This window comes from Pseudoduganella ginsengisoli (genome assembly GCF_009720865.1).
GTDB lineage: Bacteria > Pseudomonadota > Gammaproteobacteria > Burkholderiales > Burkholderiaceae_D > Rugamonas > Rugamonas ginsengisoli.
Genome location: NZ_WNLA01000004.1, coordinates 283158 through 309400, shown reverse-complemented (window position 1 = coordinate 309400; position 26243 = coordinate 283158). Strand labels below are relative to the sequence as shown.

The window sequence follows — 26243 nt, the reverse complement described above, 5'->3', positions numbered from 1 at the left end:
AATAGAAGTGAGCAGCCGCTGGCTGCGCTGTTAAGGGGGCATGTGATCCAGACCGAAAGCCCAATCCGACGCCTGCTGCGCAAACTGTATCGGGTGATACTGTTGCCGGCGTTTGCGCTCGTACTTTTGGTCTCCATGTGGACCGCCGTGATATACCAGGTCCACCAGGAATACCGGGGCGCCCGGCATGAAGCGGTGCTGCACGCCCAGACGCTGTCGCGCACCTTGGCTGAAAATGCCGGCCACTTGCTGCGCCAGAGCGATCATGCGACGCAGTTGTTCAAGCTTAAATATGAGGAAACCGGCGGCGCCCTGCGGCTGGCGGAATTCACCCGCAAAGGCGGCTTGCTGGATTCGCTCATGCCTTCCAAGCTGCAATTGCCGATTGCCCTGTATAAAGCCGATGGCAGGTTGATGGACAGCCTGCACGGGATCTTCCAGGACGATATACGCGTCGAACCCGTGTACCAGGCATTGTCGCAATCGGCCGAAGACATCCCGCACGCATCGAACGTCGTGGTCAATTCGCAAACGTCGAAATGGCTGATCCAGATTGCCCGCCGCGTTAACGGCCGCAATGGCGAATTTGGCGGCATCATCATGCTGATGATCGACCCCGCGTATTTCGTCGAAGATTACGACCGGTTGCACATGGATGAAAACGGGCTGGTAATGCTGGTCAGCCGCGATTCCGGGCTGGCCATTGCCCGCGTCGATGAACAGCTGTATATCACGGACACGATAGATTTCACCGCCACGGCAGATCCCTCCGGCTCCGCCGATGAACTGGTGCTGCGCCATGCATTCGACGGCGTCGACCGCATCTACAGCTACCGCGACATGCCGCGCTACCAGCTGACCGCCGTGGTGGGCAACACCGTCACGCATGCGATGGCCCGCTTCGAACGCCAGCGGCGCCTGTATTTCAGCGTGGCGGCCGCCGCTTCCGTGCTGGTGTTTATCTTTGCGCTATTGCTGATGCAGCAAAGCTTGCGCCTGCGCGACAGCATGGAAGCGGCCAACGCGGCCCAGCAAAAATTGCGCGCGGCCGCCGACGCCAGCCTGGACGCCGTGTTCCTGTTGAAGGCGTGCCGCAACCGCGAGGGCGCCGTGGTGGACTTCACGCTGGCCGACGTCAACGAGCGTGGCGCCGCCATGCTGGGCCACCACCACGACGACGTGGTCGGCCACCGCATCGGCGAACTGGCGCCCACGTGGCGCAGCGAAGGCTTTATCGACAAATACCGGCAAGTGCTGGAAACCACGATTCCACTGGAAGAAGAAGTAGAAACGCAGAACTTGCCGGGCCAGCCGAATGAATCGCGCTGGCTGCGGCACCAGATCGTCGCCATTGATGATGGCGTAGCCGTCACCACCCGCAATATCAGTTCGCGCAAGCGCGACGAACTGGCCATGCGCAAGCACCAGGCGGAGCTGCAGGCAGTCAATGACGCGTCGCCTCTGGGCTTGCTGCGTGCCGACGCGAACGGCCATTGCACGTACGTCAACCGCACGTTTGAATCCATCACGGGCCTGACGCGCGACCAGGCGCTGGGCGACCAGTGGCTGGCGGCCGTGCACCCGAACGACCGCAAAGTGCTGCAGGAAGCGCTGGAACATTTGCGCGACACGCTGCAACCGTTCCAGGATACGCTGCGCTGCGTGCACCCGGATGGCCAGATCGTGTGGACGTCGATCAAAGTGGCCCCCATCATCGTCGATGGCCACATCGAAGGCTTTGTCAGCACGGTGGACGACATCACGATGATGCGCAAATCCGTGATGGCGCTGCGGGAAAGCGAAGCGCGCCTGCGCACCATCGCCGATACGCTGCCGGCCATGATTGCCTACATCGATTTTGAAGAAGTCTACCGCTTCAACAATATCGCGTATGAGCGGGAATTTTCCCGCAGCGGCATGGACGTCATGGGCAAGACCGTGCGCGAGACGGTCGGCGAGCCGCGCTATGCATTCCTGGAACCGTATATCCGCCGCGTGCTGTCCGGCGAGCCGCTGGCGTTCGAGGAAGACGATGACAGCACCGGCATCGTGCGCACGTTTGAAGTCAATTACATTCCCCAGTTTGATGAAGAAGGCGCCGCCGTCATCGGTTTCCACGTCATGCGCCAGGACATCACCGCACAAAAACGCGAACAGCAACGCTTGCTGAAACTGTCGCAAGTCGATGCGCTGACGGGATTGACCAACCGCGCCGGTTTCCAGCAAAAGCTGTCCGACACGATGACCGCATGCCGCGACAATGGCTTATTGATGGCCGTGATGTACATGGATATCGACCGCTTCAAGCCCGTCAACGACACGTTTGGCCACAGCGTGGGCGACGCGCTGCTAAAAGCGTTCTCGGGCCGCCTGCAGCATGCGATGCGCGCCACCGATACCATTGCCCGCCTGGGCGGCGACGAATTCACCATCATCATGGAACGCATCAGCAAGCAGGAAGATGCGGAGACGGCGGCCGGGAAAATCGTCGTCGCCATGCAGGCGCCGTTCGTGCTCGACAACATCACCGTGCACGTGTCGACCAGCATCGGCTTGACGTGGTACCGGGGCGAAGACGTCAGCGCGGCGGAATTGCTGAACCGGGCCGACATGCTGCTGTACCAGGCCAAGCAGGCGGGCCGCAACACGTTCCGCTCGGGCGCGCTGATTCCCGACCTCGATGCCGCCTAAATCAAGGCAGTAATATCGACTAGCTCATGCCGGGCGCGCGCCGTTTGCAGTATATTGTGCGCTTTTCCGCAAGTTTGACCGGCTATCCATGCGTTTGCTGCACACATCCGACTGGCATCTGGGCCAGTCGCTCCACAATTACGACCGCCACTACGAACACCAGTGCTTCCTCGACTGGCTGCTGTACACCATCGTGTCCGAGCAGGCCGACGCGCTGCTCATTTGCGGCGACGTGTTCGACAATGCCAACCCGTCCGCCGCGTCGCAGCGCCAGCTATACCATTTCCTGCGCCAGGCGAAGCAGCGCGCGCCGCAGCTCGACGTGATCGTCATAGCCGGCAACCACGATTCGCCGGGCCGCCTCGATGCGCCCGGCCCGCTGCTGGAAGAACATGGGACGCGCGTGGTGGGCAATGTGCCGCGGCACGACGATGGCGGCATCGACGTGGAACAACTCGTGCTTCCGCTGACGGACAGCACGGGCAATGTCGCCGCCTGGTGCATCGCCATGCCCTTCCTGCGCCCGGCCGACGTGCCACGTGTTGAAGGCGACGGCGATCCGTACCTGGGCGGCATCGCGCTGCTGTACAGCCAGGCGCTGGCCGTGGCGCAGGCACGCCGCCAGCCGGGGCAAACCATCGTCGCCATGGGGCACTGCCACATGGTGGGCGGCGAAATGTCGAATGAATCGGAGCGCCGCATTGTCATTGGCGGCACGGAAATGCTGCCGTCCGGAATTTTTGGACCCGGCATCGCCTATGCGGCGCTGGGCCACCTGCACCTGGCGCAGGCCGTCGGCAAGCAGGACCACATCCGCTACAGCGGCAGCCCCTTGCCGCTGTCGTTCTCGGAAGTGCATTACCAGCACCAGGTGCTGCGCATCGACTTAATGGATGGCTTGCCGGCAGACGTGGTTTCGATTCCCGTGCCGCGCGCGGTGGACATGCTGCGCTTGCCGGAAAAGCCCGCGCCTTTGGCCCAGGTACTGGAACATTTGGCGGCGCTGGCGCCGCCCGACGTGCCGTTCGATGCGCGGCCTTACGTCGAAGTGCGCGTCTTGCTGGACCAGCCGCAGCCCGGCATGCGCGCCAAAATTGAAGCGGCGCTGGAAAACAAGGCCGTGCGGCTGGCCCGCATCGACACGTCCGCCGTGCGCCGCGCGCCATCGCTCGATGAAGTCACGCAGACGCTGGAACAGCTGGACAAATTGCAGCCGGACGATATTTTCAAGCGGCTGTACAGGCAGCGCTACGATACCGATGCACCGGCCGACCAGCTGGCGGCATTTGCTGAATTGATGGCGGGGGCATAAGCATGCGTATCCTGCGTATCGGCGGCAAAAACCTGGCGTCGCTGGCCAATGAATTTTCCGTGGACTTTGAACAGGAGCCGCTGGCCTCCAGCGGCCTGTTTGCCATCAGCGGCCCTACGGGCGCCGGCAAATCCACATTGCTCGACACCTTGTGCCTGGCCCTGTACGACGCGACGCCGCGCCTGCTGAAAGCCATGCGCGGCAGCATGGTGCCCGACGTCGGCGCCGAGACGGTATCGACACAAGACACGCGCAACCTGCTGCGCCGCGGCGCCACGGAAGGCTATGCGGAAGTCGATTTCGTCGGCAGCGACCAGATGCGCTACCGCGCCCGCTGGGCCGTGCGCCGCTCGCGCAACCGCGCGGAAGGGGCATTGCAGCCAACCACGATGGCGCTGCATACATTGCCGGAGCTGGTCCCGGTCGGCAACACAAAAACCGAAGTCAAAGGGGAAATCGAAAAGCGCATCGGACTGTCGTTCGAACAATTCACGCGCGCTGTCCTGCTGGCGCAAAATGAATTCGCCACGTTCCTGAAGGCAGACGACAATGAGCGCGGCGAACTGTTGGAAACCCTGACGGGCAGCGCTGTCTACAGCGACATTTCCATGCGCGCGTTCGAGCGCGCCAAGCAGGAAACCGCCGCGCTGCAAAAACTCACGTCGCGCCTGGCCGACCAAAAGCCGCTAAGCAGCGAAGAACGCACGGCCCTGCTGGCGCAGCGCCTTGAAGCGGAACAGGCGCTGGCTGGCCTGGAGACGCGCAAGGAAAGCCTGGAACAGCGCCAGCGCTGGTTTGAACAGGCCGCGCGCCTGCAGGCATCGGAACAGCAGGCAGCCGGCGTGCTGCAACAGCGCCAGCAAGACATCGCCGAAGCGCAGCCGCGCCGCGACGCGTTGCAGCGCCTCGACGCCGTGCAGGCGGCGCGCCCGCTGGCCATGGAAATCGCGCGCATTGAAGCGGAAATCGCGTCCGCACAGGCGGCGCAATCGGCCGGTGCGCAAACCATGGAACAGGCGCTGGCCGGCCACAAGCAAGCCATCACGGCACAGCAGCAGGCCGAAGCCGCGCTGGCGCAGGCAGAAAGCGCGCAGCGCAACGCCGGTCCGCAACTGGACCAGGCGCGCGCACTCGATGCCCGCATCGAAGCGCTGCTGCCCGCCCACAAGCAGGCGTCCGGCGTGCTGGAAGCTGCCAACAAAGCCGATGCGCAAGCCAAAGCCGCGCTGCACAGCAAGCAAAGCGAACGGCGCCAAATGCAGGCGGCGCAGCAGCATGGGCTGGACTGGCTGGCGCAGCACGCGCCATGGCAGCCATTGGCGGAGCGGTGGGAAAAATGGGACCTGCTGTTCGCGCAAGCTGGCCATGCGCAATCCCAGGCCGACAAGCATCACCAGGCGCTGACGGCGATCCAGCAAAACGGCGCACGCTACCGCGAAGAAGATGGCCGCGCCAAAGCCGCGCTGGCCGCCGCCGTGGAAAAGCTGGACGCCGCGCAAGAACAGCGCAGGCAGGCTGACGCGGCGCTGGCCGCCTTCGATGCGGACACCTTGCAAACGCAGCGCCGCGCATGGGAAGCGCGGCGCGACCAGCTGGCCGGCGCCGACAAATTGTGGAGCGAATTGCAGGGCAAGGCGGAACGCCACGCGCAGCTGGACAGCCAGTCCGCCACGTTGCGCACCAGCCGCGCCACGGCGGAAACCGCGCTGGCCGCCGCGCAGCATGGCTACGCCGTCATCATGGCGGAATTCGGCGCGGCGGAAAAAGCGTTGAAGCTGGCTGAAGCCGCGTGCGGCGAAAGCGTGGAAAAGCTGCGCGCCACGCTGGAAGACGACACGCCTTGCCCCGTATGCGGCGCCCACGACCACCCGTACCGCCACGATGACGGCGCGCTGGCGTCGATGCTGCATACGCTGCAGGCCGACGTGCTGCGCTGCCGCGACCAGCTGCAAAAGAATATCGAACAGCAGGCGGCGCAGCGCGCCGCCGTCCAGTCGTGCATCGAGCGCCTGGCAGCCATCGGCATCGAACAGCAGTCATTGCAAGGCGCACTGGATCAATTGATTGTGCAATGGCAGGCGCACCCGCTGGCGCACGAAGCGGCGCACAGCGCGCCGGATGCGCTCGATCCATGGCTGACCGGCAACGCCGTGGCAGAAGCAGCCGACGCCGATCTGGCCGGCGCGCGCGCCGCGTGGCTGGCGCAGCAATTGTCCGCTGCCCGCAACGGCATGCAGCAGCTGGAACAGCAGGAGCAAGCGTGGCGCCGCGCCCAGGCTGCGCGCGATGCCGCGCAAAAAGGCGTCGACCTGGCCGTGGCGGAACACCAGCGCGCGCAAGCTGCCGCCACGCAGTCTGCCGCCGCGCTGGCGCAAGCGATTGCCGATTACCGCGCGCTTGATGAAAAGCGCATTGAAACCGCGCAGCAGCTGGCCGGCCTGCTCGATGAACTGGACAGCGCCTTCAGCGGCGGCGACACGGTGAACGATGAGTGGAAAGATGCGTGGCGCAGCGCGCCGGAAGCATTCCATGATGCGCGCCGCGCGGAAGCCCGGCAATGGCAGACGCAGCGCACGCAAGCCGATGAACGGGCCGCCGCCATTTCCCAGCTCGACACCGAAGTGCAGGCGCTGGCCGATATCCAGGCACGCACGGGCGCCGATGCGGCGGCGGCGCGCGCAGCGTATGCGGCTGCCGATACGGGCGTCATCGCACTGCAGGAACAGCGCATGGCGCTGTGGGGCGGCAAGGAAGTGCGCGACGTCGAAGTTCAGCTGCAGGCCGCTATCGATGCGGCGCGCGAGCGCATGGCGGCGCAACAGCAAGCCAGCCAGCAGGCGTTGCAGCAGCATGCGCGCGCCGAAGAGGCGTGTGCGCAGGCGGCCAGCCGCGTGGCGGCCCTGCGCGACAGCGCCCGCAATGCGGAACAGCGCCTGGCGCTGTGGCTGCGCGAATTCAACCGCGAACGCCTTGGCGATGCAGCGCTGGAGAGCGTAGCGCCCGCCGTGGCGGACATGTTCGAAGACAGCGGAGGCGACGCCGCAGTCACCGCCCATCCCGGCTTGCTGACGATGGAAGGCTTGCAGGCATTGCTGGCGCAGACGGAGGAAGACGTGCGCGCTGAACGTGAAGCGTTGCAGGCGCTGGAGCAGCATGCCGCCAGCGCCGCCACCGTCCTGCAGGAACGCCGCCTGCAGCGTGAACAGCACCTTGCCGGCGGCGACAGCGAATACACGGCTGAAACACTGGCGCAAGCCATGCAGGAACTGGCAATGGCGCACCGCCAGGCTGCCGATACGCTGGCCGCGCACCGCCTGTCGATTGCACAGGATGACGACAAGCGCCAGCGCGCCGCCGCCATGATGGACGACATCGAAGCGCAGGAAGCCGTGGAGCAGCGCTGGGCGCGCCTGGCGGATTTGATCGGCTCGGCGGACGGCAAGAAATTCCGCAACTATGCGCAGCAATTCACGCTGGACGTGCTGCTGGGCTATGCCAATGCCCACTTGTCGCACCTGGCGCGGCGCTACCAGCTGGAGCGCATTCCCCATCCAAGCAACCCGTCACTGGGCTTGCTGGTGCGCGACCAGGACATGGGCGGCGAAACGCGTTCCGTGCATTCGCTGTCGGGCGGCGAATCGTTCCTCGTGTCGCTGGCGCTGGCATTGGGCCTGGCGTCGCTGTCATCAAACCGCGTGCGTGTGGAATCGCTGTTCATCGACGAAGGTTTCGGCAGCCTCGATGGCGAAACCTTGCGGGTGGCGATGGATGCGCTCGATGGCTTGCAGGCGATGGGCCGCAAAGTCGGCGTGATTTCACACGTGCAGGAAATGACGGAGCGGATTTCCACGCGCATCCTGGTGCAGCCGTCCGCCGGCGGCCGCAGCACCGTCTCCGTCCAAACGACGTAATTAACGGCGTAACTAGCGGCGTTTCGCGTCCGCCGGGTTCACTTTCACCAGATCCCACCCCAACTCGCGGCGAATTTGCTGCGGGTCGGGCGGCGGACGCCGTTCCGCCAGGTTTTTTCGCAACCACTGGCGCACTGCTTCCTTGCTTGGTTGTTTCGATTGCTCCACAGCGTTCCTCATTGAATGAACCCGGTTATCCGGTAATTGTTCAACGCGGGCGCTGCCGGCCAGTTGACGTGCGGGGACCGAATACAACACCTTGTTACAATGTTGTTGTCGTTAGTCAGAGGTTGTTTGACCGTTCGCCATTCGTTCCGCCATGGGTATCAGCGCCGTCACTGCCGCGCCGTACACACCTGCCGCCGCGCCGGCCGGCAAGGCAGCCGCACGCCAGGACAAAGTGGAGCTGACGCCGGAACAGCAGGCGCAAATCGACAAACTGAAAGCGTCCGACACGAAAGTGCGCCAGCATGAACAGGCGCACCTGGCGGCAGCCGGCGGCCTGGCCACGTCCTGGCCCACCTACACGTACCAGCGCGGACCCAATGGCGTCAATTACGCGGTGGGCGGCGAAGTTAATATCAATACGTCCCCAGGCAGCACGCCGCAGGAAACCATTGCGCGGGCAGAACGCATCCAGGCCGCGGCGCTGGCGCCAGCCGATCCATCCGGACAAGACCGCAGCGTGGCCGCACGGGCCCAGCAAATGGAACGGGAAGCGCAAGTTGAATTGCAGCAAGCATATTCGACGGATGCTAAACCACGGCCAGCCATCGATGTCCGGGCTTGACGCGCGGATGCTAAAATCCGCGTTTTACCCGAATTCTTTTCACCATGTCCAAACCAGCCCGTACCCTGACTTTCAAGTGTGTTAAATGCAACAAACCTGTGACGCTGTATTTGCAAAAAGTGTCGGCTTGCTCGCACGTCCAGCCCTACCAGGGCCTGTGCGCTTGCGGTGAATTGCGCCGGCACGCCACGGGCCAGGCAGATGCGGTAAAGTCGTTCGTGGAAACCGGTGAAGTGCATCACCACCATCACCACCATTGATCACCGGCCCCTCAAGTAAACCGGAATTTTGCCGATGTATTAAACAAAGCCTAACATTAGCCCATGCCGGGTGCTGCCATGACCAATTTAAGCCCGCTGACTTCCCGCTCGCTGTTGCCCACTGCCCTGCCTGCCCAGGCGGAGAATAAACCTCGCGCCGACGGCGTGGACGATGCGTTGCCGGTGAGCAAGGCAAAAAATGATCTCGTGTCGCTGTCGAAAAACGGCATTGACTTGCAGCAGCGCGTGGAATCACTGGGCCATTCGACAGTCGACCTGGCGCAAAACCTGGTGGGCACGTTTGCCCAGCAATTGTTTGGCGACGCCGGCAAGGATGCAACGATTTCCTTTGACGATGTCAGCCTGGATACGTCGGCGACGTTTGCCGCCGGTATCCAGCACAGCGAAGGCGCCGGCCGCGTATCGGACGCGGCGGCGTTCAGCCTGTCGGAAAGTTCGCATTTCATCGGCAAGGGCACGATCACGACGGCCGATGGCCGCAAATTTGATTTCGAAGTGGAAGTGCAATACGACCGGTCGCTGGAAGCTGCGGCAGGCAAGAGCACGTCCGTGCCAGCCCCGGTACCTGGCAAAGATGGCCAGGCGCCCCGCTCGGCCGCCGATCCACTGCCGGCCGTGCAATTCCCGGACATACACTTCCCGGGCAGCCTGCAAGACTTGTTCCGCCTGTTCGACAAGCCGTTGAAGTCCGACGTCGTGCAGCAAGACCAGGGTGGCGGCAATGGCCAAAAGCTGGGCACGCTGTCGCTGCGCCTGCTGAACCTGGTGGACAACAAGGGACAGCAAGATATTTACCACCCGTCCGACCGCGCCAAAGCCGTCGCCAACGCATACGGCAAGGATGCGCTGCCTGCCACGCCGGGTGCGCTGGCCGAAGCGCAGGCCGATGCCGTGGCCAGCGCTGCTGCCGCCACTGCGCCGGCAGCAGAACCTGCCGCAACTGCTGCCCCGGCAGTCGTGGCAACGCCGGAAAAAACCAGCTGAGACGCCGGTCCCTTATAATAGGGCCCCACGAACCGCCGCCATTGCGCGGCGGTTTTGCGTTTACCTAACAAGAAGAACTTATGGACTCCTCCGCGCCTCAACTCATCCACTGGACAGAAAACGGCGAACAGCACTCCGCCCGCTGGCGTTCCGAAAGCGGCATGCCGCCGCCCAAGCGGGTCGCCATTGCCGACGACACGACCAATGCCGATACCGCCTACCGCCTTGCCTGCGAAGGAACGGCGCTGCTGTGGCGCGGCGATTACCAGAACGCGAAACAATTGCTGCAAGCGCTTGCACGCCGCGCCGACCGCAGCGGCAAGCCGAAAAAATCCAAGGCTGTCAAAGTACCGGCCACGCCAACGGAAGCGTTCCACCTGCACCGTCAGGCGCAATCGCAGCGGGGCCGCACATTGGCCATGCTGCTGATTCCTTTCGATGCGGATTACACGATCCCGCTGCGCCGCGCACCGGACGTCAAGCAGGCATGCAATGAAGCGTATGGCAAAGGCGAACAGCCGTTCATTGCATCGCTGCGCGAATTGCTGGGCCTGATCGGCGCGCATGAATGGCGCCGCAATGGCGTCATGATTCCCGCATTGGGCGAGCGCATCCATCCGCACTATGGCGTGTTCTCGCCCGTGCGGGGCGAATATGTGGCGCTGGTCAATGACGTCCCGCTGCCGGCCAATACGAAACTCGCGTTTGATATCGGCGTCGGCACGGGCGTCCTGTCGGCCGTGCTGGCCAGGCGCGGCATTCCCCGCATCATTGCCACCGACCAAGACCCGCGCGCACTGTCGTGTGCGAAGGAAAACCTGGCGCTGCTGGGCGTCAATGAACAAGTGGAACTGTTGAAAACCAATTTGTTCCCGGAAGGCCGCGCCAATCTCGTCGTGTGCAATCCGCCATGGGTCCCTGCCCGCCCCAGCTCGCCCATTGAATATGCTGTGTACGACCCGGACAGCGCCATGCTGCGCGGCTTCCTGGCCGGTTTGAAAGACCATTTGCTGCCAGGCGGCGAAGGCTGGCTGATCTTGTCCGACCTGGCCGAGCACCTGGGATTGCGCCCGCGTGAGCAATTGCTGGAATGGATCGCTGCAGCCGGGCTGAAAGTCAAGCAGCGCCACGACGTGCGCCCGACGCACGGCAAAGCCACGGATGCGTCCGATCCGCTGCACGCGGCCCGTGCCGCCGAGGTCACATCGCTGTGGAAACTAGAAACCGCATAATGACCCTTGCGGATTGCATATCGGGTCTATATAATAGCGGGCTCAGACGCGGGGTGGAGCAGTCTGGCAGCTCGTCGGGCTCATAACCCGAAGGTCACAGGTTCAAATCCTGTCCCCGCAACCAGATACTAAAAAGCCGTTGATTTCAGCCGAGATCAACGGCTTTTTGCATTCGCGGAGAAAACCGTGCAGCGAACATTTTCCCACTGGGCCGGCGCACTGTTGCTGGCAACCGCCACAGCCTGCGCCGCCGAACCGCCTGCATGGCCCGACAATGACATGGCCCGCCTGCAAGCCCAGGCGCTGCTGCAAACCTTGAACGCCAATATCCTGGCCAGCACCAGCGCCACGCTGTCGCTGGAAAAATGGTGCGGCGACCATGCGATGGCCGCCGAACCCAAAGTCGTCGCGCGCCTGTTGCGCGGCACAGATAAACCCGCCACAGCGGAATTGCGCGCACGGCTGGAGGTGGCGCCGGACACGCCCATCCAATACCGCCGTGTGCAACTGTATTGTGGCGAACACTTGCTGTCCGAAGCAGACAACTGGTACGTCCCCAGCCGCCTGACGCCGGCCATGAACCGCTTGCTGGAAGAAACCGACACGCCGTTTGGCAAAGCCGTCTTGCCGCTGGCGCCCTACCGCCGCACGTATGCGGCGACAACCCTGTGGTCGCCATTGCCGGAACACTGGGAAAACAGCCCCCCGCCGGCCGCAGCCAGCGCGGCCCGCATGGCGATCCCTGACGCCCTGTTTGAACACAGCGCCGTGCTGTACACACGCGAACACCAGCCCATTGCGGAAGTCAGGGAAACGTATCAGCGGGGATTGCTGGAATTCCGCCCGCCTGCGGCACGCTAACCGCCGGCCCCGGTGCTGCGGGCCGGCGTACGCCACATCACAGCGCCGGGGTACTTAACCGGCCGATGACATCGGCCTGCTGCGGGAATTGCGCCTTCAGCTGCGCCAGTTGCTGCACGGTCGGCCGGAGTGAGTCCGCCGGCGCCCATCCCGGCGCCAGGCTGCAGCCAAACAAGCCATAGCCGCCCTCCAGGATTTCACCGCCAAACCAGCTGCCGTGCGGGGCCACAGCCTGCAAGGCTTGCCCGCGCGACAGGTCCGACCCCACGTCCATGGTCAGATAGCGCCCGTCCGGCGTAAAGCAATGCAGGCGTATCGGATTGCCCGCATGGTAAAACCATTGCTCATCCTGGTTCAGGCTGTGCAGCTGCAACACTTGCGGATCCCTCAGCAGGTAGTAATTGGTGGAGTAATGGCGCCGGTCGCCGTTGTACCGTTCCGGCAGCGCAAATTTCAGTGCGCTGTCGCCCGAATCGGCTGCCGGAGCAAAGTAGCCGCCCAAATCAATCTGCTTCAAGCCCAGCTTGCCGATCCAGTCATCGGCACTTTCCTGCAAAGCAAAGCAGACGGTAATGCCGATAATGTCGCCGGTGCCAGGCTGGCGCAGCAGGCCCTTTTGCGTGACGATCTGCACTTCCCGCATGCCGCCCTGGCCATCCGGCACGGTAATGCTTTCATGCAGGTTCAGCACGGGCTTGCCGCTGGCCATGACTTGCTGGTCGAACTTGACGTGCTCGGCGCGCTGGTCGACCTTGCCGATGATGTCATCCTTGGTCTGTCCCGTGAGCCTGGCAAAGTTTTCGTTGCACCACAAGAAGGTGGAATTTTTATCCTTGAAGCACAGATAAATGCCGTCGCATTTATCCATGACATCTTCCACTGTCATGGGCGGATCGGTTTTCAATAAAGTCTCAAGCATGGCCCTGACCTTTCCGGCCCAGCTTGTCCGCCAAGTCTTGCGCCAGCGCCACCATCGTCATCGTGGGATTCCACGAACCGCCCTGTGGCCACAGGCCGCCGCCCGTCACGTAGACATTCGAGCTGCCGCGCAGCTTGTAGTCGGTATCGACCGGCGCATCCTGCTCTTCGCCGATATACAGCGACGACCCTTCATGCACGAGGCCGGAAACCCGGCGCTGGGCAACAGAGGGGCGCGCGCTGGCCCAATAGCCCGCATCGGGATTGGACGGTTCCGGCGTGCCAAACCAGTATTCGGTTTGGCCGGCGCCCTTGCCCAGTACACGCTCCAGCACGTCGAAGGTGGCGTTATCCATCGCATCCCAGGTTTTCTGGTCTGCGGCGCTTTCCTGGATTTGCAGCAGCGAATTGGTGACCAGGTTGCCATCCTGCGGGTTGGTGCGGAACCAGTTGTCGCGGTTGCGGTAATCCAGTTCGCCCAGCACGGCGCACACAAACACCACGTGGTCCGGCGACGTTTCCAGCTGCGTCTGGGTAGCCGTGGCCACCACGTCCGGCATGTAGCGCAAGGCCGTGCCGGCATTCTGTTTCGGGTTCTTGTCCGACAGCGCCGACAATTGAATGTGGAATTGCTGCTTGTAGTCGCCATCGGCCACACCCGCCACATAGCACGCGCCCAGTTCCAGGTCGCCGAATTCGCCATTCGGGTCCAGCAATGCTTTCGGCACGCGCGCGACGATGGCGGTAATAAAGTGCGCGGTAAACCGTTCGCCCACATTCGGCGCATCGGGGAAGGAATTGCGCACCAGCGTGGCCGGCGGCAAGGTGCCCATGGCCAGGATCAGGTTGGCGCTCCCCAGCGGCAAGATGCCGCGCGATGTCTGCAGCGCCGTGGCCGTGCCATCTTGCTGGATGATTTTTTCCACCTCGCAGTGGGTCGCGATATCGATACAGCCACCCGCGCTGCCCGCCTCGCCCAAACGCACGCCGGCCAGCGCCAGCAAATCGCCTGGCGTGGAAAATTTTTGGAAATCGATGCCATCGAGACTTTCCGCGTCGCACGCCAGCGGCGCCGCTTCCGTGCGGTACACACCCGGTATTGTCGTGCGCTTTTCTTCCAGCAGGGTCTGCACGGCTTTTTGCAATGCGCCGTACACGGGGCGGGTCCTGGCGACCACCTGCGTTTCCGCTGCGCTCAAGTCCTTGTCCACCTGGTCGACTTTGCGCACGCGCAGCAGTTTTTCCGCACTGCCAAAGTATTCGTGGGCCGCGCTGATGGTGGCGCCGGGCCAGCCATCCATTTCATCGCGGTTCGGGCGCGGACACCACGCCGACCACAAGGTCGAGCGGCCGCCAAAGAATGGCACCATGCCATGCTGCCAGTGAATGTAGCGCTGCTGGTCCGCCGTCCCGGCCACGGTTTTGGCAGACAGGGTCCATGGGAACGTTTCCGACAGGCCGCCGATCGTGTTCTTGAATGGCAGCGGCAAGTTCTGGAAGTGTTCCGGCAAGAAGAACGCGCCGCGTTCGACAATGAGGATTTTCGCCGTCGGATATTTTTCGCGGGTGCGCTGCGCAAAGGCCAGCGCGCAAAAGCCGGAACCGACAATCACGTGGTCATAGGGCACCGTTTCCCGCGCCTGCTTCCAGCCGGCATTGGAAAGGAAAAACAAGTGATCCATGACTTCCTGGCCGGTGGGCGATTGCGGACCTGGCGTGGGGAAGCCGTGTTGCAGTTTGTCCGATGCGGCAGCGCTCATACTTGTCTCCTGTTATCCATTGTTGGGCCGGCCACATGGCCGGTCAGGCCAGCGTAGTACGTGCGGATTTCCTGAGGCAAATGATTTATTTTTCAGGCAACAATGCATTTCACCATACAAGTTTGTGCCTATATGCCATACGCCCTGCCGTTAAAACAGCTTGCATCCGGCAATCTTTTTCGGCGCTCAACATTATCAATCTGCAACTTGTAGGCAAAAGGCAACATGGCAGCCATGTAACGTTTTGTACTGTTTGCATGGCTGCAACGAATTTGGCTGTTGCTGGTGCTACACTTTGCCACTTGTAAAAATTTCTCGACAGGAGCCGCGCGTGACCGACAACAACGCACCGGAATTGCCTTCCCGCCGCCGCATTTTCCAGGCAGCCGCCGCCACCGGCATTGCCGCCACCCTGCCTGCCGCCACGGTTGACGCCAAGCCAGCCGCCAAGGCGGTATCGCTGGACGACAAGCTGAAAGAACACGTGAAAAACGTGGTCGTCATTTACCTGGAAAACCGCAGTTTCAATAACTTGTTTGCCGACTTCCCCGGCCTCGCGTCCCCGCTGTCCGCGCTGGCGCCTTCGCAATACCAGCAAAAGGATTACGACGGTTCGGTATTGCCATCGCTGCCCAAGGTATGGGGCGGCATGGTGCCGGATGCGCAGACCATCGGCGGCATCAAGTATGAAATCAAGGAAGATGACATCAAGGATTTGCCGAACGCGCCCTTTAAATTGAGCACGCCGGACGGCAAGCCATTGCCGGAAGCGGTCATTACGCGCGACCTGTGGCACTTGTTTTATCAAAACCAGATGCAAATCAATGGCGGCAAGAATGACGGCTTCGTCGCGTGGGGCAATACCGGCGGCATGGTGATGGGCCGCTATGGCGAAACGTCGAAAAACCTGGGCCTGTACCAGCTGGCGCGCCAGTACACGCTGTGCGACAACTTCTTCATGGCAGCGTTTGGCGGCTCTTACTTGAACCACCAATTCCTCATCAGCGCCCGCCCGGCGGAATTCCGCAATGCCGCGCAATCAGCCGCGAAAAAGAAAATCTGCGTACTGGCCGATGGCCCGGCGGGCGTCCGCCTGGCCATTGCGCCGGACAGCCCGAAATCCGCGCTGGAAGGCAAACCCGTGTACGTCAACGATGGTTCCATCACGCCGGACGGCTACGTGGTCAACACGATGGCGCCGCCCTACCAGCCCAGCTGGATCAAGCCTGCGCCCGGTGGCGACCCGAACCTGGCGAGCTCCGATGAAGCGTATTACCAGCCGCCGCAAAGCTATGACACGATCGGCGACTTGCTGTCGGCGAAAGGCGTCAGCTGGGCTTGGTATGGCGCCGGCATGCAGGCGGCCCTCGATGCCAAGGGCGGCGGGCCGAAACCGAATTTCCAGTACCACCACCAGCCATTCAATTACTTCACGCAATTTGCACCCGGCACGCGCGCCCGTGCCGAACACTTGCGCGATGGCGGCCTGGGCGACAGTCCCATGTCGAACAAATTCCTGGCCGACGTGGTGGCGGGCAGGCTGCCTGCCGTGACGTTCTATAAGCCGCAAGGCAATTTGAACTTGCACGCCGGATACTCTGACGTGGAATCGGGCGACCAGCACATCACCAACGTCATCGCCCACCTGCAAAAGTCGCCGCAATGGAAAGACATGGTGGTCATCATTACGTTCGATGAAAATGGCGGCTGGTGGGACCACGTGGCGCCGCCGCAAGGCGACCGCTGGGGCCCGGGCTCGCGCGTTCCCGCGATCATCGTGTCACCGTATGCGAAAAAAGGCGCGGTGGACCACAGTTTTTACGACACCACGTCGATCTTGCGCTTCATTTCGCGCCTGCATGGTTTGCCGCTGCTGGACGGTATCAAAGTGCGCAATGACGCGTTTGCCGCGCGTAATGCGCAACCACCGGGCGACTTGACGGGGGCATTGAGCTTTCGCTAACCCTGATGCCGGATTACGCTGCGCTAATCCGGCCTACGCTATGCCTGTACAGCGGCATGTGATACACTCCATGCCGCTTTAAATTGCCAAGCCCGACTCTTGCAGCCGGGCTTTTGTTTTGCATGAGAGATAAAAAAGACAACGCGACGTTTGATTTGCCGGGCTTTGACCCGGCCGCGCCGATGGAGCCGGAGCCGAAACGCCCGCCGCCTCCGCGCGTGCGTCGCGCTGCCATGAAACAGGTTCAACTTGAGCTGCTGGAAGAGACCGACACGACGGGCTTGCCAGTGTGGAAGCGCGACGAGGGCCTGGATTTGACTGGTTTGCCGGTTTGGCAAAAAGACTGACCTAGCCTACCAGCTGCCGTCGCCGATCAGCAACCGGAATGCCCCCCTGCGGGAATTTCACCTTGCCGTCCATGCCGCAAACGCGGCAAACTGAACGGCGCCGCCTACCCTCTAACTTACTGCCCCGCCATGACGTCCACCGCCTTCCATACCCTGCCCCTGTCTTCCGCGTTCATCGCCAACCTCGACGTGCTCGGCTACAAGCAAATGACGCCGATCCAGGCCGCCAGCCTGCCCTCCGTGCTGGAAGGCCGCGACTTGCTGGCGCAAGCCGCCACCGGCAGCGGCAAGACGGCGGCGTTCGGCATCGGCATGCTCAATAAACTGAACCCGGCATGGTTTGCCACGCAAGGGCTGGTGCTGTGCCCGACACGCGAACTGGCGGACCAGGTGGCCAATGAATTGCGCCGCCTGGCGCGCGGCGTCGGCAACGTGAAAATCCTCGTGCTGACGGGCGGCATGCCGATGCGGCCGCAAATCGCGTCGCTGGAACATGGCGCGCACATCGTGGTGGGCACGCCGGGCCGCATCCGCGACCACATCAGCCGCCAGACCATCGACTTGTCGACGGTCGGCACCCTGGTGCTGGATGAAGCGGACCGCATGACGGACATGGGCTTCTACGACGAAATCGCGGGTATCGTGTCAGCGTGCCCGAAGCGCCGCCAGACGCTGCTGTTCTCGGCCACGTATCCGGACGATATCCGCGCCGCCACGGAACCGTTCCTGGCCGATCCCGTCGAAGTCATCATTGAAGCGCAGCACGACAACAGCAAGATCGAGCAGCGTTTCTATGAAGTGGATTACGACGACCGCGACAAGGCCGTCGGCCGCCTGCTGAAACACTTCAACCCGGCCTCCGCGATTGCCTTCTGCAATACCAAAGTGCATTGCCGCGAACTGGTGGAATCGCTGCGCGCCGATGGCTTTACAGCGCTGGCGCTGTATGGCGAACTGGAACAGCGCGAACGCGATGAAATCCTCGTGCTGTTCTCGAACCGCAGCGCAACCGTGCTGGTGGCCACCGACGTGGCGGCGCGCGGCCTCGATATTTCAAACCTGGAAGCGGTCATCAACGTCGACGTGTCGAAAGATACGGAAGTCCACATTCACCGCATTGGCCGCACGGGCCGTGGCGATGAACAGGGCCTGGCGCTGTCGCTGTGCGCGCCCAATGAAAAGAAATGGGTCAAGCTGATCGAGGAATACCAGGGCGCACCGGTGCAATGGCATAGCCTGGACGAATTGCCGGACAATGAAGATACCGTTGCGGATCCGGCGCCGATGATGACCCTGTGCATCCTGGCCGGCAAAAAAGACAAGCTGCGTCCGGGCGACGTGCTGGGCGCATTGACGGGCGATGGCGGCCTCAGCAAGGAACAAGTGGGCAAGATCAGCGTCCTTGAATTCAACACCTATGTGGCGCTGGACCGCCGCGTGGCGTGGGATGCGTTTGGCCGCCTGACGCAAGGCAGCCGCGCCGGCGCCGACTTTGGCAGCTTCAAGGGCCGCAACTTCAAGATGCGCTTCGTGGAAGTATAAATCTGCTACAGTTGCCTGATCGGGCTGTTTGACAGGAGAGCGCTATGCGGATCGGTTTATCGGGCATCATGGTGGATAACCAGGACAAGGCGCTGGCCTTTTATACCAATGTCCTGGGCTTCACGGTCAAAAACGATATCCCCATGGGCCAGTTCCGCTGGCTGACGGTGACGTCGCCGGAAGGCGCCGATGGCGTGGAACTGGTGCTGGAACCCATTGGCTTCCCGCCTGCCCACGCTTACCAGACGGCGCTGTATGCCGCGGGGATTCCTGCCACGGCTTTTCTGACCAGCGACATCCATAAGGAATACCAGCGCCTGAAAGACCTGGGGGTCGTATTCCGGGGCGAGCCCAATAACATGGGGCCGATTATTGGCGTGATGTTTGAAGATACGTGCGGCAACCTGATCAACCTGGTGCAGCCGCTCTGATTACAAACCAAACAGGTCGCGCGAATTCAATAGCGCATAAATAATTTCCGGCTTGCGCTTCATGCAGCGCCGGATCGCCGCGGGGATCGCTTCGCGCGTCTTGCGGCACAAGCCCTTCTTTTCAGCCAGTTCGATGGTCAAGCCCATCACCGTGCGCACTTCATTGTCGCCCGGCTCGATGGTCAGCACGATGCCTAGCTGTTGCTGCAGTTTTGCGCTAACGCGCAGCAATTCTTCATACGTTTCAATCGCTTCAATGCGCTCGCACAGACGCTTTTCCTCTTCCTTCGTCAGCCGCAGGATCGTCAGGTCCGCGTCCGGCTTGTCCAGCAAATCGTCCCGCTGGCACACGCATGCGCCAGGCGGACATTCTTTGCGGATGGGGAAAGGCAAGTCCGCCATGGGGCCGGCTAACTGCTCAGCAACGCGCAAAAGCGCTCCATATCGACATTGCCGCCACTGATGACAATGCCGACTTTTTTGCCGCGCAATTCGTCGCGCCGCGCGCGGGCTGCCGCCAACCCCAGGCATCCGGTCGGCTCCGCGATGATCTTCATGCGCGACGCAAAAAAGCGCATCGCGTCAACCAGTTCCGCATCCGTCGCCGTGACGATGTCGTCCACGTCGCGCTGGATGATGCCGAACGTGATATTGCCCAGGTGCTGCGTCTGCGCGCCATCGGCGATCGTGTTTGGCGTATCGATGTGCACGATGCTGCCACTCTCGAACGAGCGCTGGCCATCGTTGCCCGCTTCCGGTTCCACGCCGATAATGCGGCAACCCGGGGCCAGCTCGCGCGCCGCCAGCGCAGAGCCGGACAGCAGGCCGCCGCCTCCTAGCGGCACGAACAGCACATCCAGCGCGCCCGCTTCATCGATCAATTCCTTGACGGCCGTGCCCTGCCCGGCAATCACGTCCGGATGGTCATATGGCGGAATCAAGGTCATGCCATGCTGTTCCGCCAGCTGGCGGCCGATGGCTTCGCGGTCTTCCGTATAGCGGTTGTACAGCACGACTTTGCCGCCATAGCCTCTGGTGGCGGCGACTTTCGCGGCCGGTGCGTCTTCCGGCATCACGATGGTGGCGGGAATGTCCAGCAGGCGGGCCGACAATGCAATGGCTTGCGCATGGTTGCCCGACGAGAAAGCCACGACTCCGGCCTTGCGCTGCTGTTCCGTGAAACGCGACAGTGCGTTGTACGCGCCGCGGAACTTGAACGCACCCATGCGCTGCAAGTTTTCACATTTGAAGTACAGTTGCGCGCCAACGTCATCGTCGGCAGTACGGGAAGTCAGCACCGGGGTGCGGTGCGCATGGCCGGCTATCCGCTGGGCAGCGGCAGCCACGTCGTCATAGGTGGGCAGTGTCAGCATGGCGTCCTGTCGATATAACCTGGTTCAGTGCCGATGCAGCATAAGCCAAGCCCGCCGCTTACGTCAAACCACTTATGCCATCCCTGGTGAAATCGTGGCAGGGAACTGTGGCGCCCTGCGGTGGTGCGTCGCCTGTTCAAACGCATAGGCCATGCCGATCAGGCTGGCGTCGCTGTAGGGCGCCCCCACCAGCGACAAGCCGACTGGCAAGCCATGCACATACCCGGCCGGCACGGTAATGTGCGGATAGCCCGCCACGGCGGCAGGCGATGAAAAACTCATGCCGGAATTGTCGCCGGAAATGAAGTCCGTCAGCCACGCGATGCTGCCGGTCGGCGCCACCAGCCCATCGAGCTGGTGTTCCGCCAGCACCTGGTCGATCCCTTCATCGCGCGCATAGCGGTGGTTGTGCGCCAGCGCGTCGAGGTATGCCTGTTCATCGAGCCCCCCTTTCGCCTGCGCCCGCTCCAGCACGTCCTGGCCGAAATACGGCATTTCCTGCGCGCTGTTGCGGCGGTTGAACTCAATCACGGCCGCCATATCCTGCACGGCCGCATCGGGCGCATATTGCCTCAGGTACGACGCCAGCCCGGCCTTGAATTCATACAGCAGCACATCCATTTCCGTTTCATCGTAGCGGCTCACGTTCGGCACGTGCACGTCCACCAGCGTTGCACCCTGCGCCTGCAGTACGCGCAGCGATGCATTAATGAGCGCATCGATATCGGCGCGGTGGCCAAAGAAATTGCGCGCCACGCCCAGCCGCTTGCCCTGCAGCGCTTTGGTATCGAGCGCTTGCGCATAATCACACGTGCGGCCACGGCAGCCCTCAGTAACAGGGTCATCCGGATCGCAGCCCGCCATGGCGGTCAGCATTAGCGCGGCATCGGCTACGCTGCGCGCCATGGGGCCGGCCGTATCCTGTGCCTGCGCAATGGGAATGATGCCGCTGCGGCTGATCAAGCCCAAGGTCGGCTTGATCCCCACCAGCCCGCAAATCGATGCGGGCGACACGATGGAGCCATCGGTCTCGGTGCCGACAGCAACTGTCGCCAATGCGGCCGCCACCGCTGCCGCGGAACCCGAACTGGAACCGCTGCAATTGCGGTCCAGCGCATACGGGTTGCGCGTCAATCCGCCTCGCGCACTCCAGCCGCTGACCGCCTGCGATGAGCGCATATTGGCCCATTCCGACAAATTGGTTTTACCGATAATGACAGCGCCCGCCGCCCGCAGGCGCGCCACGATACACGCGTCGCGCGCCGCCTTGACGCCGGCCAGCGCCAGCGAACCGGCTGTCGTGCACATGCGGTCGCCTGTGGCAATGTTGTCTTTGATGAGCACGGGAATGCCGTGCAGCGGCCCGCGCACTTTGCGGTGCAGCCGCTCGCGGTCCATGTCCAAGGCAATCTTCAGCGCTTCGGGATTGAGTTCAATCACGGCATTGAGGCGGGGGCCGGACTTATCCACGCTTTTAATACGCGCAAGATATTGCGACGTCAGCGCATGCGACGTCAGTTTGTGCGCAGCCATTAATTCTTGCTGCGCCATCACGCCGGCATCGAGGATGCCGGGTTTATACATGGATGCGGGCGTGGCAGCCTGCACCGATGGCGCCGCAACCGGCGCAGGCGAAACCGCCGCGTCCGGCGGCAATGCCGTGGTTGCCGCGCCGGTGCGCGGCAGGCCGGCAGCGGCACCGGCCGCCAGCCCCATCCGGACAAAGTCCCTACGATCCATGCCAGCTCCAGGCCTGGTGCATCGCGGGGCGCATGCCCCGCCGCATCCGCAGCCCGATTTCACTCTGTCGCTATGTCCAGAGGTTGCTCAACAGTACCGTGCGGCGGTTTTTGTATTGATTGATGCACAATTTATCGGCCAAATTTCGACAACCTTTAAGACACTTTTCTTACGATAATGCAAGCGAATACATCAACTATCATCCAAAGCAGTGTTTCCGCTACCGACATCGGCCCCCGCTTATCCGGCAATGGCCGCTATGCCGCATTCACCACCAACCAGGACTTGAGCGGCTCTGATGGCAACCTCGCCAGCGACGTCTATGTGCGCGACTTGCAATCAAATTCCATCTCGCTGGTATCGTCCGGCGCCGGCAGCACCGCGCCGTTAGCGGGCGCCTCATCCGGTGTCAGCCTCAGCACGGACGGCCAGACCATCGCATTCCAATATGCCAGCAGCAACAATGCCCTGGTCGACGTGATGGTGAAAAACATCGCGACGGGCACACTGGTCAATGCTTCCACCAACAGCAGCGGCGCTGATGCCAATGGCCATAGCTACAATGCGGCGATTTCCGGAAACGGCCGCTATGTGGCTTACCTCAGCAAGGCCACCAACCTGGTGGCAACCGATACCAATGGACACGATGACGTATTCGTCAAAGATTTGCAAACGGGTGCCGTGCGGAATATCTCCACCACGGCAGCCGGGGTCCAGGCCGATGCCGACAGCAAGGACATCGCGATTTCCAGCGATGGCAAGCTGGTGGCCTTCACCAGCTATGCGACCAACCTCGTCCCGAACGACAACAGCTATGCGGACATCTTCGTCAAAGACACGGCAACGGCCAGCTTGCAGCGCATCAGCACGGATTCGTTCGGCAATGCCGGCAATGGCAACAGCGACCACGCCACGTTTTCCGCCAATGGCCGTTACGTCGTCTTCGCCAGTGAAGCCAGCAACCTGGTCGATGATGACACCAACGGCACGCGCGACGTGTTCCGCAAGGATTTGCAAACGGGACAAACCGTGCGCGTTTCCACCACGGCCGACGGCATGCAAGTGACGGGCGATTCCGGCGATGCATCGATTTCCGCCGATGGCCGCTATGTGGTGTTTTCCAGTACGGCCAGCTTCACGCCCGGCGATACGGATGGCAAGACGGACATCTTTATCAAGGATATGCAATCCGGTGCGGTATCGCGCCTGTCGCAATCGGGCGGCGCCGATGATTACAACTATGCGGAAGGTGGCGCGCTGGCCGCGGACAGCCTCACCGTGCTGTATACGAATTACAAATACACCGCCGGCAAGGCATCGGACGTGCGCAATCTCGTGAAAGTCAATGTGGGCGCGGGCTTTGGCGATACGGCGGGCCAGACCATCGCAGGCGGCACGGGCGCCGACGTGATCAACGCCAACCAGGGCGCCGACCGTATTTCCGGGCTGGGCGGCAATGACGTCATCGATGGCGGCGGCGGGGCCGATACCGTGGTGTTCCAGGGTGCGCGGGCCAATTACACGGTCACGCGCGGCGCCGGCGGCTTGACCGTCACCGACAGCACGGGCGTCGATGGCACGGATATCCTGGCCAATGTCGAACGCCTGCATTTCGCCAATGCCGACATCGCGTATGACGTCAATGGCACGGCAGGCAGCGCGTACCGGATCTACCAGGCCGCCTTTGACCGCGCGCCGGATGCGGCCGGCTTCGGCTATTGGATCAACAAAATGGACCAGGGCCTCAACCGCTTTGACGTGGCGTACTGGTTCATGGCCAGCGAGGAAGCCCAGGCCAGATTTGGCATCGCACCGAAAAATGCCGACGTGCTGACGGAGTTCTATCAGCACGTGCTGCACCGCGCGCCGGAAGCGGCGGGCTACAACTATTGGCTCAATGTCATGGATGCCGGCAAAGTCACGCAATCGCAAGTGCTGGCGTATTTTGCCGACAGCGCGGAAAACCAGGCTGCGCTGGTCGGTACGATGCAAAACGGCATGGCGTTCACGCCATGGGCCGGCTGATTTGCCGGTAGTACGGGCGAAAAAAAACGCTGCAAAGCTTGCAGCGTTTTTTTATGCAGTCAGCGCAGATTAGTTACGCACGACTTTCTTGTACTCGTGGGTACGGGTGTCGATTTCAATCACGTCGTCCTGGCTCACGAACAGTGGAACCTGGATGGTGAAGGATTTCGATTCGATCGCGTTTTCGATCTTCGCGTCTTTCAAGACGTTGCCCGACGTGTTGCCTTTGACTGCTGGCTCCGAGTAAACAATCTTACGAGCGATGGTGGTTGGCAGTTCCACGGAAATTGCCTTGCCGTCGTAGAACACGGCTTCGCATTCCATACCGTCTTTCAGGTAGTTGATGGCTTCGCCCAGGTTTTCTTCTTCGATTTCGTACTGGTTGTACTCTTCGTCCATGAAGACGTACAGCGGGTCAGCGAAGTACGAGTAGGTGACTGGCTTCTTGTCCAGCACGACCACGTCGAACTTGTCGTCGCCACGGAAGACGTTTTCCAGCGGAGCGTTCGTCAGCAGGTTTTTCATCTTCCACTTGTAGGTGAAGCCCGTGCGGCTCGAACCGTTGACGTCGGAACGCAGAACGATGAATGGCTTGGCGTCAACCATGATGATGTTGCCAACACGAATTTCTTTTGCGGGTTTCATAGCGAGTTTACTTAAAAAGTAGGTTGCGTAAAAATCATCTGCGCTTGTTGGCTCGCGCCGCCAGCCCAGGTTTGATCGGATAAAAATACGTTGCAGAGTAACCGCACATTATGCCGGTTTTTTCGATGAGCGTCTACCGCAGCGAGTTCGCGAACTGGAGCAGATTGGACGCCAGGTCGCCATGCGCCAGCATTTGCTGTTCCCACACAGCGGCGCGCGCCGCCAGCGATGGCAAGGCAGCATGCAAACGCTGCCACCGTGCAGCCCAGCCGCCCTGCCCTTCGGCATCGGCATCGGCGGCGCCATTCCAGCACAGTGAAAAATCGTCGAGCGCCGGCTGGCCATCTGAATAACGTTGCAGGAATGCGCGCAATTTCTTGTGGTGCAAGTTTTCATCTTGCGCATAGATATGCCACACGAACGGCTTGCCGGCCCATTGCGCACGCACCCACGAATCCTCGCCGCGGACAAAATTCAAGTCGCAGGCCCACAGCAAGCGGTCGTAATCCGGCTGCGGAATAAATGGCAGCACGCGCAATGTCAACGCGCCATGCGTGGCCACGTCGCCGGCTTTCACAGGCTTGCCGAAGAATGCTTGCACAGCATCGGCCGCGACGCCTTCCGGCACCACGCACGTCACCGGCTGCCCACCGTGCTGCCACGCCTGCAGCAATGCGAAGACTGGCGCATACGGGTAGCAAAACAGCGACACCAGCAATGCCTGCTGTTCTTGCTGCGTCATGCCAAGCCTGGACAGGAAGGCGCTGCGCACCGTACCATCATGCTGGAACGCATGTCGCGCAACCGCCAGCCCGGTTTCGCGCAGCAACCCGCCAGTCTTGCCGGTAAAACCAGGGAAATAGAAATGTTTGGTTAACGGCAACCGCGGATGGGACGACGGCAGCGTGTGGCAGCCTTCCACCCACTCTTCCGCCGTCAAGCCTTCCAGGTTCAGCCAAACGGGACGGGGCTCGCACTGCGCCATGGCTTCGATATAGCCAGGTGGAATATCGCAGCCAAAAAATTCAATGACGATATTGGCGATGTCTGCTGACTGGAATTGTCCATCCTGCGTGCACCAATGGCGGACTGCAACGCTTTCAATGGTTTGCGTGGCAGCGGCCACATCCACTGACGGGCAAATCCTGCGGAAACTGGCCAGATCATCGACCCACAAGGTGACAGCAACACCATGCTCGACCGCCAATTGCCGCGCCAGGCGCCAGCAAATGCCGATGTCGCCATAGTTGTCGACGACTTTGCAAAAAACCGAAAGAGTAAGGGACATGGCAGTGGCTCAAATGAAAAAAGCCGCACTAGGCGGCTTCATTCTAAACTTTGGCGTCCCCACGGGGATTCGAACCCCGGTACTCACCGTGAAAGGGTGATGTCCTAGGCCTCTAGACGATGGGGACCCTGGACTTGCACTACGCATCA

The 26243-nt window shown here is 61.9% G+C and carries 20 protein-coding genes and 2 tRNA genes; 14 read left to right on the top strand and 8 right to left on the bottom strand.

Going from position 1 to position 26243, the window contains the following annotated elements:
- Window positions 1–147: 147 nt before the first annotated feature.
- The 9 genes from GM668_RS09775 (at window position 148) to GM668_RS09735 (ending at window position 12062) form a co-directional block, all read left to right on the top strand.
- Window positions 148–2691: a sensor domain-containing diguanylate cyclase gene (locus GM668_RS09775; RefSeq protein WP_371868671.1), complete on the top strand. Its 2544-nt coding sequence runs from the start codon at window positions 148–150 to the stop codon at window positions 2689–2691.
- An 88-nt stretch (window positions 2692–2779) separates the two neighbouring features.
- Window positions 2780–4003 (top strand): exonuclease SbcCD subunit D C-terminal domain-containing protein, encoded by a 1224-nt coding sequence (locus GM668_RS09770; protein WP_155438739.1) that lies wholly within the window; start codon window positions 2780–2782, stop codon window positions 4001–4003.
- A gap of 2 nt (window positions 4004–4005) precedes the next feature.
- A complete protein-coding gene (locus tag GM668_RS09765; RefSeq protein ID WP_155438738.1) occupies window positions 4006–7914 on the top strand; it encodes an AAA family ATPase in 3909 nt (1302 codons plus the stop codon).
- A 319-nt stretch (window positions 7915–8233) separates the two neighbouring features.
- Window positions 8234–8704: a putative metalloprotease CJM1_0395 family protein gene (locus tag GM668_RS09760; protein WP_155438737.1), complete on the top strand. Its 471-nt coding sequence runs from the start codon at window positions 8234–8236 to the stop codon at window positions 8702–8704.
- 44 nt (window positions 8705–8748) lie between these two features.
- Window positions 8749–8964 carry a hypothetical protein gene (locus GM668_RS09755; protein WP_155438736.1) on the top strand — a complete coding sequence of 72 codons (216 nt, stop codon included), beginning with the start codon at window positions 8749–8751 and terminating at the stop codon, window positions 8962–8964.
- 78 nt (window positions 8965–9042) lie between these two features.
- A complete protein-coding gene (locus tag GM668_RS09750) occupies window positions 9043–9969 on the top strand; it encodes a hypothetical protein (RefSeq protein ID WP_155438735.1) in 927 nt (308 codons plus the stop codon).
- Window positions 9970–10049: 80 nt separating this feature from the next.
- Window positions 10050–11201, top strand: coding sequence for a methyltransferase (locus tag GM668_RS09745; protein WP_155438734.1), 1152 nt, complete (start codon window positions 10050–10052; stop codon window positions 11199–11201).
- 47 nt (window positions 11202–11248) lie between these two features.
- Window positions 11249–11325 (top strand) — tRNA-Met (locus GM668_RS09740).
- A gap of 62 nt (window positions 11326–11387) precedes the next feature.
- Window positions 11388–12062: a hypothetical protein gene (locus GM668_RS09735; RefSeq protein WP_170305564.1), complete on the top strand. Its 675-nt coding sequence runs from the start codon at window positions 11388–11390 to the stop codon at window positions 12060–12062.
- A 37-nt stretch (window positions 12063–12099) separates the two neighbouring features.
- Here the strand turns inward: GM668_RS09735 and GM668_RS09730 are convergent, their stop codons facing one another.
- A complete protein-coding gene (locus GM668_RS09730) occupies window positions 12100–12981 on the bottom strand; it encodes a cupin domain-containing protein (RefSeq protein WP_155438733.1) in 882 nt (293 codons plus the stop codon).
- The gene (locus GM668_RS09725) at window positions 12974–14740 is read right to left on the bottom strand and encodes a GMC oxidoreductase (RefSeq protein WP_211923369.1); all 1767 of its coding nucleotides are present in this window, start codon (window positions 14738–14740) and stop codon (window positions 12974–12976) included. Before GM668_RS09725 ends, GM668_RS09730 begins: the two co-directional genes overlap by 8 nt.
- Before the next feature lie 331 nt (window positions 14741–15071).
- Between GM668_RS09725 and GM668_RS09720 the strand changes: the two genes are divergently transcribed.
- The 4 genes from GM668_RS09720 (at window position 15072) to GM668_RS09705 (ending at window position 19023) form a co-directional block, all read left to right on the top strand.
- The gene (locus GM668_RS09720) at window positions 15072–16703 is read left to right on the top strand and encodes an acid phosphatase (RefSeq protein WP_371868670.1); all 1632 of its coding nucleotides are present in this window, start codon (window positions 15072–15074) and stop codon (window positions 16701–16703) included.
- A gap of 122 nt (window positions 16704–16825) precedes the next feature.
- Window positions 16826–17050: a hypothetical protein gene (locus GM668_RS09715; RefSeq protein WP_155438731.1), complete on the top strand. Its 225-nt coding sequence runs from the start codon at window positions 16826–16828 to the stop codon at window positions 17048–17050.
- 129 nt (window positions 17051–17179) lie between these two features.
- Window positions 17180–18592: an ATP-dependent RNA helicase DbpA gene (dbpA, locus tag GM668_RS09710; protein ID WP_155438730.1), complete on the top strand. Its 1413-nt coding sequence runs from the start codon at window positions 17180–17182 to the stop codon at window positions 18590–18592.
- A 44-nt stretch (window positions 18593–18636) separates the two neighbouring features.
- On the top strand, window positions 18637–19023 hold the full coding sequence (locus GM668_RS09705) for a VOC family protein (RefSeq protein WP_155438729.1): 387 nt from the start codon (window positions 18637–18639) through the stop codon (window positions 19021–19023).
- Here the strand turns inward: GM668_RS09705 and GM668_RS09700 are convergent, their stop codons facing one another.
- The 3 genes from GM668_RS09700 to GM668_RS09690 form a co-directional block, all read right to left on the bottom strand.
- Complete coding sequence (locus tag GM668_RS09700; RefSeq protein ID WP_155438728.1) at window positions 19024–19425, bottom strand: hypothetical protein; 402 nt, start codon at window positions 19423–19425, stop codon at window positions 19024–19026.
- 8 nt (window positions 19426–19433) lie between these two features.
- Complete coding sequence (locus GM668_RS09695) at window positions 19434–20396, bottom strand: threo-3-hydroxy-L-aspartate ammonia-lyase (protein WP_155438727.1); 963 nt, start codon at window positions 20394–20396, stop codon at window positions 19434–19436.
- Window positions 20397–20468: 72 nt separating this feature from the next.
- A complete protein-coding gene (locus GM668_RS09690) occupies window positions 20469–22136 on the bottom strand; it encodes an amidase (RefSeq protein WP_155438726.1) in 1668 nt (555 codons plus the stop codon).
- A 177-nt stretch (window positions 22137–22313) separates the two neighbouring features.
- Between GM668_RS09690 and GM668_RS09685 the strand changes: the two genes are divergently transcribed.
- Window positions 22314–24161: a DUF4214 domain-containing protein gene (locus GM668_RS09685; protein WP_155438725.1), complete on the top strand. Its 1848-nt coding sequence runs from the start codon at window positions 22314–22316 to the stop codon at window positions 24159–24161.
- A gap of 69 nt (window positions 24162–24230) precedes the next feature.
- On the opposite strand, the gene GM668_RS09680 is transcribed toward GM668_RS09685, so the two are convergent.
- The 3 genes from GM668_RS09680 to GM668_RS09670 all read right to left on the bottom strand — a co-directional run bounded on the left by GM668_RS09680 (window position 24231) and on the right by GM668_RS09670 (window position 26221).
- Window positions 24231–24806 (bottom strand): elongation factor P, encoded by a 576-nt coding sequence (locus GM668_RS09680; protein WP_155438724.1) that lies wholly within the window; start codon window positions 24804–24806, stop codon window positions 24231–24233.
- A gap of 133 nt (window positions 24807–24939) precedes the next feature.
- Window positions 24940–26094, bottom strand: a complete 1155-nt coding sequence (gene earP / locus GM668_RS09675) for an elongation factor P maturation arginine rhamnosyltransferase EarP (protein WP_155438723.1) — start codon at window positions 26092–26094, stop codon at window positions 24940–24942.
- Window positions 26095–26145: 51 nt separating this feature from the next.
- A tRNA-Glu gene (locus GM668_RS09670) sits at window positions 26146–26221 on the bottom strand.
- Window positions 26222–26243: the final 22 nt, after the last annotated feature.